At 58.4% G+C, this 14,701-nt stretch carries 20 protein-coding genes; 13 read left to right on the top strand and 7 right to left on the bottom strand.

Translation table 11 applies throughout. The features are described from left to right. Window positions 1-7: 7 nt before the first annotated feature. The 8 genes from flgC to AC2FJ5_RS15150 are packed head-to-tail and all read left to right on the top strand — an operon-like array spanning window position 8 to window position 4,167. A complete protein-coding gene (flgC, locus tag AC2FJ5_RS15185) occupies window positions 8-394 on the top strand; it encodes a flagellar basal body rod protein FlgC (RefSeq protein WP_496697353.1) in 387 nt (128 codons plus the stop codon). 11 nt (window positions 395-405) lie between these two features. Next, window positions 406-696 (top strand): flagellar hook-basal body complex protein FliE, encoded by a 291-nt coding sequence (gene fliE / locus AC2FJ5_RS15180; RefSeq protein ID WP_496793851.1) that lies wholly within the window; start codon window positions 406-408, stop codon window positions 694-696. Window positions 697-699: 3 nt separating this feature from the next. Continuing rightward, complete coding sequence (locus AC2FJ5_RS15175; RefSeq protein WP_496697355.1) at window positions 700-972, top strand: flagellar biosynthetic protein FliQ; 273 nt, start codon at window positions 700-702, stop codon at window positions 970-972. Next, window positions 972-1,682, top strand: a complete 711-nt coding sequence (locus AC2FJ5_RS15170) for a flagellar hook-basal body complex protein (RefSeq protein WP_271950829.1) — start codon at window positions 972-974, stop codon at window positions 1,680-1,682. Before AC2FJ5_RS15175 ends, AC2FJ5_RS15170 begins: the two co-directional genes overlap by 1 nt. Window positions 1,683-1,703: 21 nt before the next feature. Then, window positions 1,704-2,489: a flagellar basal-body rod protein FlgG gene (gene flgG, locus AC2FJ5_RS15165; RefSeq protein ID WP_496750505.1), complete on the top strand. Its 786-nt coding sequence runs from the start codon at window positions 1,704-1,706 to the stop codon at window positions 2,487-2,489. Further along, window positions 2,489-2,905: a flagellar basal body P-ring formation chaperone FlgA gene (flgA, locus tag AC2FJ5_RS15160; RefSeq protein WP_496697358.1), complete on the top strand. Its 417-nt coding sequence runs from the start codon at window positions 2,489-2,491 to the stop codon at window positions 2,903-2,905. Before flgG ends, flgA begins: the two co-directional genes overlap by 1 nt. Beyond that, complete coding sequence (gene flgH / locus AC2FJ5_RS15155) at window positions 2,905-3,636, top strand: flagellar basal body L-ring protein FlgH (RefSeq protein ID WP_496793850.1); 732 nt, start codon at window positions 2,905-2,907, stop codon at window positions 3,634-3,636. Before flgA ends, flgH begins: the two co-directional genes overlap by 1 nt. A 12-nt stretch (window positions 3,637-3,648) precedes the next feature. Further along, window positions 3,649-4,167 carry a flagellar basal body-associated protein FliL gene (locus AC2FJ5_RS15150; RefSeq protein ID WP_496793849.1) on the top strand — a complete coding sequence of 173 codons (519 nt, stop codon included), beginning with the start codon at window positions 3,649-3,651 and terminating at the stop codon, window positions 4,165-4,167. Window positions 4,168-4,184: 17 nt separating this feature from the next. Here the strand turns inward: AC2FJ5_RS15150 and AC2FJ5_RS15145 are convergent, their stop codons facing one another. From AC2FJ5_RS15145 to AC2FJ5_RS15115, 7 genes are all read right to left on the bottom strand, one after another. After that, window positions 4,185-4,571 (bottom strand): hypothetical protein, encoded by a 387-nt coding sequence (locus AC2FJ5_RS15145; protein WP_496793847.1) that lies wholly within the window; start codon window positions 4,569-4,571, stop codon window positions 4,185-4,187. Next, window positions 4,571-5,656 carry a flagellar type III secretion system protein FlhB gene (gene flhB, locus AC2FJ5_RS15140; protein ID WP_496793845.1) on the bottom strand — a complete coding sequence of 362 codons (1,086 nt, stop codon included), beginning with the start codon at window positions 5,654-5,656 and terminating at the stop codon, window positions 4,571-4,573. The genes AC2FJ5_RS15145 and flhB overlap by 1 nt, the downstream gene beginning before the upstream one ends. Further along, on the bottom strand, window positions 5,653-6,426 hold the full coding sequence (locus tag AC2FJ5_RS15135) for a flagellar biosynthetic protein FliR (protein ID WP_496793844.1): 774 nt from the start codon (window positions 6,424-6,426) through the stop codon (window positions 5,653-5,655). Before AC2FJ5_RS15135 ends, flhB begins: the two co-directional genes overlap by 4 nt. Continuing rightward, window positions 6,423-8,450: a flagellar biosynthesis protein FlhA gene (flhA, locus tag AC2FJ5_RS15130; RefSeq protein WP_496793890.1), complete on the bottom strand. Its 2,028-nt coding sequence runs from the start codon at window positions 8,448-8,450 to the stop codon at window positions 6,423-6,425. The genes AC2FJ5_RS15135 and flhA overlap by 4 nt, the downstream gene beginning before the upstream one ends. Before the next feature lie 69 nt (window positions 8,451-8,519). Then, window positions 8,520-9,218 carry a transglycosylase SLT domain-containing protein gene (locus tag AC2FJ5_RS15125; RefSeq protein WP_496793843.1) on the bottom strand — a complete coding sequence of 233 codons (699 nt, stop codon included), beginning with the start codon at window positions 9,216-9,218 and terminating at the stop codon, window positions 8,520-8,522. A gap of 73 nt (window positions 9,219-9,291) precedes the next feature. Further along, window positions 9,292-9,720, bottom strand: coding sequence for an Lrp/AsnC family transcriptional regulator (locus AC2FJ5_RS15120; RefSeq protein ID WP_142638301.1), 429 nt, complete (start codon window positions 9,718-9,720; stop codon window positions 9,292-9,294). A 55-nt stretch (window positions 9,721-9,775) separates the two neighbouring features. After that, window positions 9,776-11,095, bottom strand: coding sequence for an MFS transporter (locus AC2FJ5_RS15115; RefSeq protein ID WP_496793842.1), 1,320 nt, complete (start codon window positions 11,093-11,095; stop codon window positions 9,776-9,778). 161 nt (window positions 11,096-11,256) lie between these two features. Here AC2FJ5_RS15115 and AC2FJ5_RS15110 point away from each other — a divergent pair, with 161 nt between their 5' ends. From AC2FJ5_RS15110 to lptB, 5 genes are read left to right on the top strand one after another with little or no spacing between them, the layout of a single operon-like run. Beyond that, the gene (locus AC2FJ5_RS15110; RefSeq protein ID WP_496678582.1) at window positions 11,257-11,871 is read left to right on the top strand and encodes a ribonuclease D; all 615 of its coding nucleotides are present in this window, start codon (window positions 11,257-11,259) and stop codon (window positions 11,869-11,871) included. Then, window positions 11,868-12,836, top strand: coding sequence for a KpsF/GutQ family sugar-phosphate isomerase (locus AC2FJ5_RS15105; RefSeq protein WP_496709739.1), 969 nt, complete (start codon window positions 11,868-11,870; stop codon window positions 12,834-12,836). Before AC2FJ5_RS15110 ends, AC2FJ5_RS15105 begins: the two co-directional genes overlap by 4 nt. 11 nt (window positions 12,837-12,847) lie before the next feature. Beyond that, entirely contained in the window at window positions 12,848-13,447 is a 600-nt protein-coding gene (locus AC2FJ5_RS15100; RefSeq protein WP_142638293.1) for an LPS export ABC transporter periplasmic protein LptC, read from the top strand. Between the two features lie 42 nt (window positions 13,448-13,489). Beyond that, entirely contained in the window at window positions 13,490-13,942 is a 453-nt protein-coding gene (locus tag AC2FJ5_RS15095; RefSeq protein ID WP_142638458.1) for an LptA/OstA family protein, read from the top strand. Then, window positions 13,942-14,700, top strand: a complete 759-nt coding sequence (gene lptB, locus AC2FJ5_RS15090; protein WP_142638291.1) for an LPS export ABC transporter ATP-binding protein — start codon at window positions 13,942-13,944, stop codon at window positions 14,698-14,700. Before AC2FJ5_RS15095 ends, lptB begins: the two co-directional genes overlap by 1 nt. Window position 14,701: the final 1 nt, after the last annotated feature.

The raw sequence follows: 14,701 nt of genomic DNA, 5'->3' as shown, positions 1-14,701 counted from the left end.
CTGAGAGATGAGCGATTTTTCCCATTCCCTTTCCGCCTCGGCCAGCGCCCTGCGCGCGCAGGCGGCCCGTTTGCGGCACGTCTCCGAAAACATCTCGAATGCGGATACGCCGGGATATCGGCGCAAAACCGTGCCGTTTGAAGCGGTCAGCAAAGACGGCGCGCAAATGGTCGAGACCGGGCGCGTTAAGCTTGATCGCCGCGACCTGGCCCGCATCTATGACCCGGGCCACGCTTTGGCCGATGAGACCGGCCATTATCGCGGGTCCAACGTTGATCTGATGATCGAAATCGCTGACGCGCGCGAAGCGCAGCGCAGCTACGAAGCCAATCTCAAGATGTTCGACCAGACACGACAAATGTCGTCGAGCCTTATGGAACTTCTCAGAAAATAAAGGACACCAGAATGGATATCCGATCCCTGACCGCCGCGCAGTGCTATGCCGTAGCGCGGCCCGCTACGCAGCCCGACCCCGACCTTGCCGGAATGGCACAGGGGTTGCGCTCAACCTTTCAGGACTTTGCCGCAACATTGAAACAGTCCGAGCAGATGTCCGGCGCGGCGATGACCGGCCAAGCCGATCCGCACGCGCTGGTTCAGGCGTTGGCGCAGACCGAACTGGCCGTCGAAACCGCCGTCATCGTGCGCAACAAAGTGGTCGAGGCCTATCAGGAAATCCTGCGGATGCCGGTCTGATCGATGCTCAGCGAAGGTCTCTATTATGACATCGTCCGCCAGGCATTGTGGGTTGCGGTGATCACATCCGTCCCGATCCTGGCGGTGGCACTGGTCTCGGGTCTGGTTGTGGGTCTGTTCCAGGCGCTGACCTCGGTGCAGGAAATGACGCTGACCTTCGTGCCAAAGCTGGTCGCCATCGTGATCGTTTTCTGGATTTCGATGGGGTTCATGACCCAGACGCTGGTGACGTTCTTCACCTCAACCCTCATCCCACTGATCGCCGGAGGCCGCTGATGGATACCTCATATACCACCTTGTCCCGCCAATCGGGGCTGATGAATGAAATGCGGTTGGTGGCGAATAATATCGCCAATGCCAATACCACGGGCTACCGCCAGCAGGGCTTGGTGTTTTCCGAGTTCGTGAAAGCCTCGCCGGGCAATCCGTCCTTGTCCATGGCGCGGGCAGAGGCACGCAATACCTCGTTGCAACAAGGCGTTCTGACCGAAACCGGCGGGCAATTTGATTTCGCCATCGAAGGCGACGGGTTTTTCATGATCGAAACCCCCAGCGGCAACCGGCTGACACGGGCGGGTGCGTTTTCACCCAGTGCCGAGGGTGATCTGGTTACCATGGATGGGTACCGGGTTCTGGACAGCAACGGCGCCCCTGTTTTCATTCCGCCGGATGCCGCGTCGATTGATGTCGGCAGCGACGGCACGCTCAGTATCGAAGGGCAGGTTCTGGGACAGATCGGCGTCTACCGCGTTGCTGATCCCACGAGCCTGGTGCGCGAGGGCAGCACGCAATTTCGGTCAGATGCAGCGATTGAACCCGTGGAGGAGCCGGTCATTGTGCACCGATTCCTCGAAGGATCGAACGTGAACGCGATCGAACAGGTCACCCGGATGATCGAAATCCAGCGCGCCTATGAGTTGGGGCAGAGTTTTCTTGAAACCGAAGACGAACGTGTGCGTGGGGCGCTTAAGGCGCTGATGCGCTGATTTGATAACGGAGGAATTGATATGCGGGCACTGAAAATCGCAGCGACAGGCATGACCGCGCAGCAGATGCGGGTCGAGACGATCTCGAACAACCTGGCGAATATGAATACCACAGGCTACAACGCGCGCCGCGCCGAGTTTGCAGACCTGCACTATCAACAAATGGCGCGCGCAGGGACGGTGAATGCCAATGACGGCACCGTCTTGCCCACAGGTATCCAACTGGGTCTGGGGGTGCGCCCGGCTGCGGTCACCGTGCAGCTGGCACAGGGTGCGTTGGCGGCCACTGGCAGCGATTTGGATGTCGCAATCGAAGGGCGCGGCTATCTTGAGGTGACGTTGCCCAGCGGTCAGTCCGGCTTTACCCGCGACGGCAGCCTGAAGCGCTCGGCAGAGGGGTTGATCGTTACCTCAGACGGTTTCGCCGTCGCGCCTGAGATCACGATTCCGGACGATGCAAGGTCGATTTCGATCAACGCATCGGGTGAGGTCTATGCCTATTTCGACGATGCCGCCGAGGGGCAGCTGCTGGGTGAATTTACCCTGGCCAGTTTCTCCAATGCGAAGGGGTTGGAGGCGATCGGCAGCAACCTGTTCAAAGAAACCGAAGCCTCGGGCGCGCCTGTCATCGGCACTCCGGGTGAGGGTGGGATGGGCACCCTGCGGCAGGGATATCTCGAGGACAGCTCGGTCGATGCGGTGCGCGAAGTCACTGAACTGATCGAGGCCCAGCGGGGGTATGAGATGAACGCCAAAGTCATCTCGGCCGTCGATCAGATGATGGGCGCTACAACGCAGGTACGGTGATGCGTGCCCTGTTCATAGCGCTGATGACGATCAGCCCGCTTTGCGCCCTGGCTGAAATTGTGGTGCCGATCCGGACCATCCGCGCCAAAGAGGTGATCTCGGCTGCCGATCTTGAGATCAAAGATCAGGTTGTCCCCGGAGCGGTTACAAACCCCGATGATCTGATCGGTCAGGAAACGCGCATCGCGCTCTACCCCGGACGTCCGGTGCGCGCTGCCGATGTTGGACCGCCCGCATTGGTGGACCGCAATGATCTGGTGGTTCTGGTCTTTGACCGCCAGCCCCTTTCGATCACAGCCGAGGGCCGTGCCCTTGGGCGTGGGGCTGTCGGTGATCGTATTCGCGTCATGAATCTGTCGTCCCGCACTACCGTCGTTGGCTTTATCCGACCAGACGGTCAAATCGAGGTAAAATGATGTCCGGAAAACTAAAATTGTTGATGATGGCAAGTCTGGCTCTGACCGCCTGCGGCCGCATAGATCATTTGGGAAAGCCACCAAGTTTCACACCCGCGGACGAATCTGCTGAACATGTCGCCATGCTGTGGCCGGGTTTACCGTTGCACACGCAGCCGCAACGCAATGTGGATCGGTCATCGCTGTGGAGCGGGGGGCAGCAATCGCTTCTGGGTGATCAGCGCGCGATCAAAAAGGGCGATATCCTGACAGTTGTGATCGAGCTGGACGAGAAAGCCGAGATTTCCAACGATACGAACCGCTCGCGCAGCGGGTCCGAAAGCCTTGAGGTTCCAGAGCTGTTCGGCCTGCCGCAGCGCGCATTGGAACGGCTGCCCGATGGGGCGACGCTGGACAAAGCTGTCGGGATCGACTCATCCTCGGTCAGTAAAGGCAAGGGCTCGGTCAAGCGTAAGGAAAAGCTGACCCTGCGGGTTGCGGCGACCGTCATCGACGCCTTACCGAATGGCGTGCTGGCCATATCCGGCTCGCAAGAGCTGCGCGTTAATTTCGAGCTGCGAGAGCTTTTGGTCACGGGATATGTGAGGCCACAGGACATCTCGCGGAAGAATGAAATCACCTATGACAAGATCGCCTCGGCGCGCGTGTCTTATGGTGGCCGAGGCCAGATCACGGATGTGCAGCAGCCTCGTTACGGCCAGCAGGTCCTCGATACACTTTTGCCGTTCTGAGGTCGTCCAACGATGAAAAAGCTACTTCCTATTTTGTTTCTGCTTGCTGGCCTGGGCGGCGGTATTGGTGCGGGAATTGCCATGTCTCCGTCCGGGAAAACCAAAGATGGTGAGATGGAAAAATCCGCCAAGGCCGAACCCAAGAAAGCCAAAGAGAAAGAGGCTAAGGCCAAGTCGGACAAAAAGGACAAAAAGGATGCGTCCAGCAAGTATGACTATCTGAAAATGTCGAAACAGTTTGTGATCCCGGTCGTGAAGTCCGACCGGATTGCGGCATTGGTCACAATGTCACTAAGCCTGGAAACAAAACCCGGCGTTGTGGAATCGGTTTATGAGTTTGAACCAAAGTTGAGGGATGGGTTCCTGCAGGTTCTGTTCGATCACGCGAATACCGGTGGTTTCAACGGCAATTTCACGGAATCTGACAATCTAGACGTGATCCGCAAGGCTTTGCTGCAGGTCGCCAAGAAGGATCTGGGTGATGACGTGCAGCAGGTTCTGATTATGAGCGTTAACCGCCAGGATATCTGACCCCTATTTCGGCTCGCCTATTGCTGTGACCGCTTTTTCACCAGCCTGTCGCGGCGGGCCTTTTGTTGTGTTTTGATCAACTGCCCTAGGGCCTGTTTGCGCCCGAATGCTTTCCGCAAGGCCTGCATCTTGGTTAGCTTTTGCGCCCGGACGCGCGCCAGCTCAGTATTGAGCTTTCGCCGGGTCGCTTCTTCCCATCCCCGCCACAGCACATCCGTGCCCGTGACCTGATATCCACCTGCCTCGCCGCTGCTTTGGCGGGCTAGCAAAAGCTGTGCGTCCAGCCGGTGCAGTTTCTGTAATATCTCGGCCTCGGCTTCGATATAGGGGCGCAGGGCCTGCTGCTCTTTTTGGAAGGCCGCGTCGGATAAACGCTTCAGATCGGCAAGTCCGGTAAACCGCATCAAATTCTGTCCTTCGCGCGCTTGCGCATGGCTTCGGCAAAGCGAATGGCCGCAGCGACAGGGCGATAGTGTTCGGGGGCGATCTCATTCCCGATTTCGACGGTCGCATGAAGGGCCCGCGCGGTGGGGGGATCCGAGTGGATCGGAACCCCGGCCTCGGCGGCCGAGGCGCGGATGGCGGCGGCAATCTGGTCGACACCTTTCGCCACGCAGATCGGTGCTGACCCGGCTGTCCGCTGCCATTTAAGAGCCACCGCATAATGGGTCGGGTTCACGATGACTACATCCGCAGTTGGGACATCCGCCATCATCTGATTTGCCGCAATTTCCTGCGCGCGCTGGCGGCGCTGTTGTTTGACATGCGGGTCGCCTTCGGCGTCTTTGGTCTCGTCCTGAATTTCTTTGCGGGACATCCGGTTTTTGCGCATGTGTTCGGAGTATTGCCACATATAGTCGACGACTCCGATGGCCAGTGCGATGGTGACGACGATGAAGAGGAACCGGAATAAAAGATTCATCATCAAGACGATCGACGATTGCGGCGGCGCAGCGCTGGCGGTCAGAATCTCGGGCAGGTTGGCGCGCAGAAACATGAACAGGCAGACGCAGTAAATCAGCAGCTTCGCAAAGCTTTTGGCAAATTCGAACAGACCGCCGCGCCCGAATTTGTTCTTGGCGTTGGAGAGAATCGAGATCCGCGACAATTTGGGCTGCAGCTTGCTCGGGGCAAAAACCAGGGCCTTTTGGGCGATCAGGCTCAGCAGAACCGCAGTGGCGGGAACAACAAATATGGTTGCCATCGAGATTGCGGCCTTGCCAAGCATCCCTCCCACCAGACCGTCAGCCGGGCCATCCGTCAACATGGTGCCGATCTTGTCGGATTGGTCGATCAGAACGACAAACAATGTTCCCAGATGCTGAACACCAATCTTGCCTGCCAAAAGCAAACCTATGAGCAGCCCGACATAAGCCGCGACAACAGACAGGTCGTTTGACTTGGCGACCTCACCCTTTTCCCGTGCTTTCAGAAGCTTTTGCGGCGTCGGGTCGTATGACTTGTCGCTGTCGTCGTCCTGTCCGCTCATCTCGGAACTTTCAGCGGGTTCTGCATGAAATCAAACAGGGCATCGGACCAGACCGACAGGATCAGAGGCGCACCGGCGAACAGCAGGAACAGCCCCGCAAATGTGATGGCCGGGGCGCCGACAAATGCCACCATCAGCTGTGGCATGGCGCGGTTGATGACACCAAGCGCAAGGTTGTAGATCAAAGAGGCAATCACAAAAGGCATCGCCAGGGCGAATGCCAGGCTGAAACTGTACGAGACCCGTTCCACGCCCCATTGGGACAAATCCGGAGCTGCGGGCATGGCGCCGGTGGGAAACAGATCGTAGCTGTGGATCAAGAACTCTGCCAAACGGATGTGCAAGCCAAGTAGTACAGCAAGGGCCAACCCGGCCAGCGTCAGCAGATAGCCCATGGCCGGAACCGGATCAGCCGCTGCCCCGCCCAGAATTTGCGAGAGTGACGTTGCCTGTGCGGCGATGGACCCTGCCGTCTGCAGGGTCAGAACAAAGATGCGCAGCGCCATCCCCAGCGCCATTCCGACAAGAATTTCGGTGGTGATCAGCTGGACCATGGACAGGAATTCGGGATCGAACTCTTTGGCTGGCACTGCCGATGCCACGATCATCGTAAAGGCAACGGCAATGCCAAGTTTGACCCGGGTGGGGATGCTGCGTTCCCCGAATGCGGGCATCAAGGACACCATTGCGGAAACGCGCAGGAAAACACCAAAGAAATGCCAGGCCCCAGAGCCCAGGTGCGGCAAGAGTTCGGGTGGGAGGGCGATCATGCGGGTACCGTGCCTACAAGTGCGGGCCGCGCCTCGAGCCCGATTTCCTCAAATGACAGGACCGGATTGGACACGCCGCGCGCACGCATGATCGTACGCAGCAGCCTGCGGCGCCGGGTCGAGGTTACGACGGCGGGAAAAATGCCATGGTCGGCGGAATGCGAGACACTGTCCACCACGCCGTCGGCAAGCTTGTTGAACAGGTTCGGGGGCAGGGCGACATCCAGCCCTGCATTGGGCGCATCGACCTGATAGGTGGCAAATGTGTCTTCCCATTCCGGTGCCAGCTGGATCAGCGGGATCGACCCGTCTTCGCGTTTCATGTCAGCCACAAGCTGGAACCCAAGTCGCTGACGCACCAGTTCGCAAATCCCCTCGGGTTGCGTGGTGGTCAGGCGCGCCTCGGCGATGCTTTCGAGGATAAGCGCCAGATTGCGGATCGAAACCCGTTCGTCCAGCAACAGGCGCAGGACGGCGTGAAGTGTGTCGATTGGAACCTTGTCGGGGATCAACTCGTCCAGCAGTTCCCTGTTTGCCTCGGCCCGGACCGGGTCGCTGAGCCGGGCCATTTCTGATAGCAGCCTGCGTAGCGCCTTCAGCGTCAACAGACGCGAGAAGTTCTGTTTGATGATTTCCAGCAGATGCGTGGCCAGTATTTCCGGGGGTGAGACAATCGTCGCGCCGCTCATAGCTGCGGCCTCTTGATCTTTGGGCAGGATCCAACGCGCAGGGGCACCATAGACGGGTTCGGTGACATCCCTGCCCTCGGGCAAAAGATCGTGCCCGTCCTGAACCAGCGCCAGAATCAGATCGGGGTTCAGGGCACCACGGGCCTGTTCCACCCCATGTACCTTGATGACATATGTCCCCATCGGTAGCTCGGCCCGATCGGTCAGACGGATATCGGGCAGGATCAATCCAAAGGTCGAGGCGACATAGGTCCGCATATTCGCAATGCGTGCATCCAGTCCGGTGCCCTGGTTCAGGACCATGCTGACCAGATCCGGTGCGAATTCCAGGTGAACATCATCGAGGTCGAGAATATCGCCAATCGCTTGTGATACCGGTTCGTCTGCCTCGGTCGACGCGGTTTGTGCCTGAGTTTCTCGCTGGTGCTGTTTTCGGTGCACCGCATAGGCGGCGTAGCCCAAAACGCAGGCCCCCAGAATAAAGGGCAGAAATGGCAGGCCGGGAACCAGCGCGAAAAGCACCATCAACCCGGCAACAGTGCCAAGGGCGGCCGGGTGGCGCCCCAGTTGCGATAAGATGGCGGTGTCAGTTGCGCCCTGTGTTCCACCACGCGCCAGAAGCAAAGCGGAGGCAATCGAGATGATCACAGCCGGTATCTGCGAGACCAAGCCATCGCCAACAGTCAGGATCGCGTAGGTTTCGAACGCCGATGACACCGGCATCCCATGCACGATCACGCCCATGACCAGACCCATGACCAGATTCAGCAGGGTGATCAAAAGCCCGGCAACCGCGTCTCCTTTGACGAATTTCGACGCCCCGTCGAGCGAGCCAAAAAAGGTGGTTTCCTGTTGTTCCCGTTCGCGCCGTTCCTTGGCCTCTTGATGATCGATGGCGCCCGCGGACATATCGCTGTCGATGGCCAGCTGTTTCCCCGGCATCCCATCCAGGGCAAATCGCGCACCAACTTCGGCCATGCGGGCCGCGCCTTTGTTGATGACCATAAAGTTCACGATCAACAGGACGCCGAACACGACAAGGCCCAGGAATATGCTGCCGCCCATGACGAAGCTTGCGAACCCCTCAATCACGTCACCAGCGGCATTGGGGCCGGTGTGCCCCTGACCGATAATCAGCTTGGTCGATGAGACGTTCAACGACAACCGGAGCATCAATGACCCCAGAAGGATGGTCGGGAAGGAAGAGAAATCCAGCGGCCGCTCGATAAACAGGGTCAGCGTGAAAATCAGGATCGCCAGGGCGAAGGACGTGGCCAGTCCGACATCCAGAACCCAGGACGGCATGGGCAGGATCATCATCACGATGACGGTCATCAACGCAAGCGCCAGCAAAACAGTCGGAGAAAACAGGGAGCGGACATCAAGTCTGGGCACGTATTTCTCCTAGTTGAAGGCGATGAAGGCTGTTTGGGTGTCCGCAGCTGGCATCAAAGAGCCCATCGCACCCGTCGGAAACTGGGTGATTTGCACCGGGAACAGCGGTGCGGCGGGTTGTGTGAAGGGATCACGCGACATGCGGGCAGTTTGCACTGCCGGGGCCGGGTCAAGCTGAGCATGAACAATCTGGTAGCGGCTGGAATAGGTCTTGGCCAAAGCCGGGGTTCGCGAGTGATAGGCCCCCGCCGCTGCCGACCATGACCCAAGTTCGGCGTAAAGCTGTTTCAGAAACTGCGCCGCGTAGCTGGCGTTAGTCTCGGGGTCGAACATGGCATCGATCGACTGAAAGGCCTGCCCGTGCCAGCGATAGTTGATTTGAAAGCACCCGATATCGAAGCTGCGCTTTCCGGCTTGGAAAATATCCGCGACATAGGCTTTAGCCTCCTGCTCAGATTGGAACCAATGGCCGCGCCCTTCGACATTGATTGCCCATGGCCAAGGCTCAAGTCGGCCTTTGATCGCGCGGCCAGTTTCAACCCGCGTTATGGCACGCAAAACATCAAGCGGTATGTCTTGGGCGAGGGCCGCGCGGCGGGCGGCCTGATCACATGTCTGAGACATCCGGGCCTCCGCGCCCGCAAAGCTCTGACGCGCTGCCAGAAGCAACGCAACACATGCTATGACAATGAATAGGCGATTTGGCATTCTGCCGGTCCGGGATTCTGATCAATCCGGGCCACGCTAGCCTTGCCTTGGTTTACAGAGGGTTATCAGTCAATCAGATTCGATCAATCCGCCGACCAAAAACAACGCTCGTATTGGTGCGCAGAACACCGGGGATTCGTGCCAGATCATCAACGAGAATATCCAGATCCTCGATCCTTGGCGCGTCAGCGGTCAACAGCAGGTCAAAGTCACCGTTGATCGAAAGACAGAGTTTAACCTCGGGATAGGCCTCGAGCCGCTTGATGATACGGGTGGTTTCCTTCTGTTGGACCTCGAGCAGAACGACAACCTGGACGCGGGGGGCATCTTCGGGGCTGTTCAGGATCACGGAATAGCCGGCAATGATGCCGCGTTCTTCCATCCGGCTGATGCGTTCATGCACGGTTGTCCGGGCAACGCCCAGTTTTGCCGCGATTTTTGTGGTCGACTCGCGGGCATTATGTTGCAGGACTGAGATGATGCGGCGGTCAAGCTGATCCATTGGCGCTCCGGTGCGGGTCTGGTTTTTCCGGTTTAGGGCAAAACGGCAGCAGGGCTCAAGGCTCACGCGGGATACGGGGGTGCAGGTCGTCTATTATGACGGGATGAGCATGCGGTGGCGGGCCGGCCACGTGCGGGTGGTCACGCGGCAGGTCAGGATGGTCGTGGATCACCGAATGCAGATCAGAACGCGGCCAAAGGGTGACCGCACCGATAATACCCAGAAAGGACATCGCCGCCATAAAGCTCAGGGCGGTTGTGGCCCCAAACAGGGTCATCAGCCCGCCTGCCAGAGGATACAGCACCAGCCAACAGCAATGAGACAGCGTGAATTGGGCCGCAAAGACGGCGGGGCGGTCTTCGGGATGGGCCGAGCGGGTCAGCAGGCGGCCAGACGGCGTCAGCGTGGTGGAATAGCCAAAGCCAGCTAGGGCCCACAAAACGATCAACAGACCCAAAGACAGCGGGGTTGTCGCAAATATCGCGGCGGCTCCGGCCATGGTGACGCAGCACAGAAGGGCGCCGGCCAACATGACCTTTCGATCCTCGATCCGGTCCAGCATCCGGGGCAGGATAAAAGCGGCAAGCATAGAGCCGCCACCAAAACCGGCCAGCGCAGCGGCAACGGCGCTTTCCGACAGCCCCAGATCTGATCGCACGATGACCACAGTGTTGACGATCACCATTGAGCTGAGTGCTGCCGCGCTCCAACTCAGGGCAAGAAGGCCCCGCAGCCGGGGTGTGTTCAAATAGATGCGTATGCCACGTGTTGTCCGTTCGTATATCCCGCGCGGCTTACTTGGTTTGGGTGATGGCAAAGCCACCGACACCACCAGCAGCGCCGAAGCGACAAATCCCAGGGCGGTGCCCCAGAACAGGCTGTTGAAGCTGACCAACAACAACAGGGCTGCGGCGAATACGGGGCTTAGCAGGCTCTCCAGATCATATGCCATCCGCGATAGGGACAGGGCGCGGGTGTATTCGCGCTCATCTGTCAGTACATCGGGGATTGTAGCCTGAAATGCAGGGGTAAATCCGGCCGAGGCAGATTGCAGCACGAAAATCAGGACATAAACCTGCCAGACCTCGGTCACAAAAGGCAGACACAGCGCGACAGCCGCACGGATCAGGTCAAGCACCACCAACATCTTGCGCCGGTCCAGCCGCTCGGCAAACGCGGCCGCCAATGGCGCGACCGTGACATAGGCCACCATTTTGATGGTCATCGCGGTGCCCAACACCAGCCCGGCCGCATCCCCTGCCAGTTCAAAGGCCAACAGACCCAGCGCGACCGTGGCCAGCCCAGTGCCCGTCAGGGCTACGATCTGCGCGGCTAACAGGTGGCGATAGGTCCGATTTCTAAGAACGCTCAACATTGATTGATATCTGCCGCAGTCTAAAGGCTCTGTCACCCCAAACCTTCATTTAGGTCTTGACCAACTGCGACAGCGGCAACCGGCTGGCGTACAGGGATGGCGTTGAGTTTAGGGAATAAAGCGCCTATCTCGGTGGCGATACCGCGCAAAGGAATACTCGGGTGGCTAACTATTTGTACAAAAACGACCTGCCGGACGGGTTGGATATGGGGCCGGTGGTGGCCATTGACTGTGAAACCATGGGTCTAAACCCGCATCGCGACCGCCTCTGCGTGATCCAGATGTCGGGCGGCGATGGCAATTCGCATATCGTTCAGGTCGAAAAGGGCCAGACCGAGGCACCGAACTTGTGTGCCATGCTGGAAAACCCGGATGTGCTGAAACTGTTCCATTTTGGCCGTTTCGACATTGCCGCGATGTATCACGCCTTTGGTGCGTTAGCCGCGCCAGTCTATTGCACCAAGATCGCCAGCCGTCTGGTGCGCACCTATACCGACCGGCACGGGCTGAAAAACCTGTGCAGTGAGCTGATCGGCGTCGATATCTCGAAACAGCAGCAGATGAGCGATTGGGGCGCCGAAACGTTGAGCGAGGCGCAGCTGGACTATGCCGCCTCGGATGTTCTGTATCTGCACCGCCTGCGGGAGGAGTTGAACAAGCGCCTGGCGCGAGAGGGCCGGACCGAGATGGCGCAGGCCTGTTTTGACTTCTTGCCGATGCGTGCGAAACTCGATCTAGCCGGATGGCCAGAAACGGATATTTTTGCGCACTCATGACTGATACCGAAGCATTTCTGAGAACCGCCCGTCAGGTGGTGACAGACGAGGCCCGCGCGCTGGAGGTACTGGCCGACGGTCTGGATGAACATTTTGCCCAAGCGGTTCAGCTGATTTTGCAGGCCTCGGGCCGCATCATCATCAGCGGCATCGGCAAGTCGGGTCATATCGGGCACAAGATCGCGGCCACGCTGGCCAGCACCGGTACACCGGCCTATTTCGTGCACCCGGCCGAGGCCAGCCATGGCGATCTGGGCATGGTTTCAAAAGGCGATGTGGTTCTGGCCATCTCGAATTCGGGCGAAGCGCCAGAGCTTGCCAACCTGCTGGCTTTTACCCGCCGCTTTGGCATTCCACTGATTGGCCTGTCCAGCAAGCCGGAAAGCACGCTGATGAAACAGGCAGACGTGCATCTATTGATCCCGTCATTGGGCGAGGCCTGCGGCTATGGCATGGTGCCTTCGATTTCCACGACGTTGACTTTGGCCATGGGCGACGCGCTGGCGATAGCGTTGATGAAGTATCGCAACTTCAAACCCGAAGATTTCCGCGCCTTTCATCCCGGTGGAAAACTAGGTGCACAGCTGAGCACGGTGCAGGATCTGATGCACAAGGGCGATGCGTTGCCGCTGGTTTCGGTCGGAACACCCATGAGCGATGCGCTGATCGAGATCAGCCGCAAGGGCTTTGGCGTTGCCGGGGTTGTCGATCCGCAAGGTCAGGTGGTGGGAATCATCACCGATGGCGATCTGCGGCGTCATATGGAGGGCTTGCTGGGCAAAACGGCCGAGCAGGTGATGACGCAGAACCCAACAACCATCCCGCCCGGCGCGTTGGCCGAAGAGGCGGTGGCCATCATGAATGACCGCAAGATCACCTCTTTGTTTGTGGTCGAGGAGGGCAGTGACCACCAGGCCTTGGGCGTGCTGCATATCCATGATTGCCTGCGCGTTGGTCTGGGGTAGAGGGGCGTTCGATGGACGGACATTCCCGGATGGTGCAATTTCTGAAGGTGTTGCTGCCTTTGGCAGCCATTGTTCTGCTGTCGACGGTTTTTCTGCTATCACGCAGCATCGAAACCAGCGTGTCCGTCCCGTTTACCCAAAAAGACATAGATGAACGTCTGGCCGACCAAGTGGTGACCCAACCCCATTATCTTGGAACAACCAGAAAAGGCGAGGAAGTTCAAATTCAGGCGGCCCAAGCGACCCAGGGGCGCGAAGGGTCATTGCCCACGACTGCCGAGTTTAGAGGGCGGTTGGGATTGTTGAATGGCGGCGTCATAACGATGGATTCAAATTCCGGTATGATCCGCCCGGACAAGAATTCCGCAACGTTTGTTGGGGACGTCCTGATAACGACGACAGACGGAATTCAGGTCAGAACTGATCTTCTAAATACCTCTCTGGATGAAATCCGCGGCGACACTCCGGGTCAGGTCGATGGCACCGGCATCATCGGAGATTTTTCCGCGGGACGGATGACATTTGGAACCGAAAAAAAGGATGGGCCGGTCCATATTCTTTTTACAGATGGTGTTAAGCTGGTATACGAGCCTGAAAAAACAGAAAGATAAGCCGTGATTGATTTGCGATTTGCTGTTGTTAGTTTTGCGCTGATGGTCGGTGCCTTTTCGGCGTCGGCACAGGAAACGCAGGTCGCCTTCGGGTCAGCCAAGGCGGATCCAAGCCAGCCGGTCGAGGTCACCTCGGAATCCCTAAACGTCAATCAAGAAGACGGCACGGCCGAGTTTATCGGTAACGTCCTGATCGTGCAGGGTGAGATGCGCCTGACCGCCGAGCGGGTCCTGGTCATCTACAATGCCGACAGGTCCGGAATCGAGCGGATGGAGGCGACAAATGATGTGGTTCTTGTCAGCCCGCCTGATGCAGCCGAAGGCGACTGGGCCGAATACACAATCGACTCGGGCGAAATCGTGATGCGCGGAAATGTGCTTTTGACGCAAGGCCCCAGCGTTATCAGCGGCGATCAGATGAATGCCAATCTGACGACCGGAACGGCAAAGATGACTGGCCGCGTCAAAACCATTCTGAATCCGGATAGCAACTGATGGAGCGTCCGAATTTGTCTGTGGCCGAAGGCGGTTCCGGCCTCAGGATCGAGAAACTGCGGAAATCATACCGTAAGAAGACCGTGATACGCGAAGTCTCGATGACGTTGGGCCGGTCCGAGGTGGTTGCCTTGTTGGGTCCGAACGGATCAGGCAAGACCACAACGTTCTATTCGGTCGCCGGGCTTGTCTTTCCCGAAGCTGGCACTGTGACCATTGACGGCCAAAACGTGACGACCCTGCCGATGTATAGGCGCGCGCGGCTTGGGATCGGATATCTGCCACAAGAGATGTCGATTTTCCGCGGGATGAGTGTCGAGGACAACATTGCCGCCGTTCTGGACATCACCGTGAAGCACAGCCATCGCAGGAAAGAGCGGCTGGAAGAGCTGTTGTCCGATTTTTCGATCGAACATCTGCGCCGCGCCCCGGCATTGGCATTGTCCGGTGGCGAGCGTCGCCGTGTCGAAATTGCCCGTTGTCTTGCGGCTGATCCGAAATATCTGTTGCTGGACGAGCCGTTTGCAGGCGTGGACCCGATCAGCGTCGGCGATATCCGCCATCTGGTAGCGGACCTGAAAAAGCGCGGCATCGGCGTGCTGATCACTGACCATAACGTGCGCGAAACACTGGAAATCGTGGACCGGGCCTATATCCTGCATGATGGTCAGGTGCTGATGTCGGGCACGCCGGATGAAGTCGTCGAGAACGAAAATGTCCGCCGGGTCTATTTGGGCGAAAACTTCCGTATTTCATAGG

It is taken from the genome of Ruegeria sp. CDSA221 (assembly GCF_059611825.1).
This window is presented reverse-complemented; position numbering and strand designations above follow the sequence as displayed.

What these genes read in the sequence shown, in the direction of transcription:
- flgC (WP_496697353.1), top strand. Translation starts at nt 8, where the DNA reads ATGAGCGATTTTTCCCATTCCCTTTCCGCCTCGGCCAGCGCCCTGCGC.
- fliE (WP_496793851.1), top strand. Translation starts at nt 406, where the DNA reads ATGGATATCCGATCCCTGACCGCCGCGCAGTGCTATGCCGTAGCGCGG.
- AC2FJ5_RS15175 (WP_496697355.1), top strand. Translation starts at nt 700, where the DNA reads ATGCTCAGCGAAGGTCTCTATTATGACATCGTCCGCCAGGCATTGTGG.
- AC2FJ5_RS15170 (WP_271950829.1), top strand. Translation starts at nt 972, where the DNA reads ATGGATACCTCATATACCACCTTGTCCCGCCAATCGGGGCTGATGAAT.
- flgG (WP_496750505.1), top strand. Translation starts at nt 1,704, where the DNA reads ATGCGGGCACTGAAAATCGCAGCGACAGGCATGACCGCGCAGCAGATG.
- flgA (WP_496697358.1), top strand. Translation starts at nt 2,489, where the DNA reads ATGCGTGCCCTGTTCATAGCGCTGATGACGATCAGCCCGCTTTGCGCC.
- flgH (WP_496793850.1), top strand. Translation starts at nt 2,905, where the DNA reads ATGTCCGGAAAACTAAAATTGTTGATGATGGCAAGTCTGGCTCTGACC.
- AC2FJ5_RS15150 (WP_496793849.1), top strand. Translation starts at nt 3,649, where the DNA reads ATGAAAAAGCTACTTCCTATTTTGTTTCTGCTTGCTGGCCTGGGCGGC.
- AC2FJ5_RS15145 (WP_496793847.1), bottom strand. Translation starts at nt 4,571, where the DNA reads ATGCGGTTTACCGGACTTGCCGATCTGAAGCGTTTATCCGACGCGGCC.
- flhB (WP_496793845.1), bottom strand. Translation starts at nt 5,656, where the DNA reads ATGAGCGGACAGGACGACGACAGCGACAAGTCATACGACCCGACGCCG.
- AC2FJ5_RS15135 (WP_496793844.1), bottom strand. Translation starts at nt 6,426, where the DNA reads ATGATCGCCCTCCCACCCGAACTCTTGCCGCACCTGGGCTCTGGGGCC.
- flhA (WP_496793890.1), bottom strand. Translation starts at nt 8,450, where the DNA reads ATGACCGTCATCGTGATGATGATCCTGCCCATGCCGTCCTGGGTTCTG.
- AC2FJ5_RS15125 (WP_496793843.1), bottom strand. Translation starts at nt 9,218, where the DNA reads ATGCCAAATCGCCTATTCATTGTCATAGCATGTGTTGCGTTGCTTCTG.
- AC2FJ5_RS15120 (WP_142638301.1), bottom strand. Translation starts at nt 9,720, where the DNA reads ATGGATCAGCTTGACCGCCGCATCATCTCAGTCCTGCAACATAATGCC.
- AC2FJ5_RS15115 (WP_496793842.1), bottom strand. Translation starts at nt 11,095, where the DNA reads ATGTTGAGCGTTCTTAGAAATCGGACCTATCGCCACCTGTTAGCCGCG.
- AC2FJ5_RS15105 (WP_496709739.1), top strand. Translation starts at nt 11,868, where the DNA reads ATGACTGATACCGAAGCATTTCTGAGAACCGCCCGTCAGGTGGTGACA.
- AC2FJ5_RS15100 (WP_142638293.1), top strand. Translation starts at nt 12,848, where the DNA reads ATGGACGGACATTCCCGGATGGTGCAATTTCTGAAGGTGTTGCTGCCT.
- AC2FJ5_RS15095 (WP_142638458.1), top strand. Translation starts at nt 13,490, where the DNA reads ATGGTCGGTGCCTTTTCGGCGTCGGCACAGGAAACGCAGGTCGCCTTC.
- lptB (WP_142638291.1), top strand. Translation starts at nt 13,942, where the DNA reads ATGGAGCGTCCGAATTTGTCTGTGGCCGAAGGCGGTTCCGGCCTCAGG.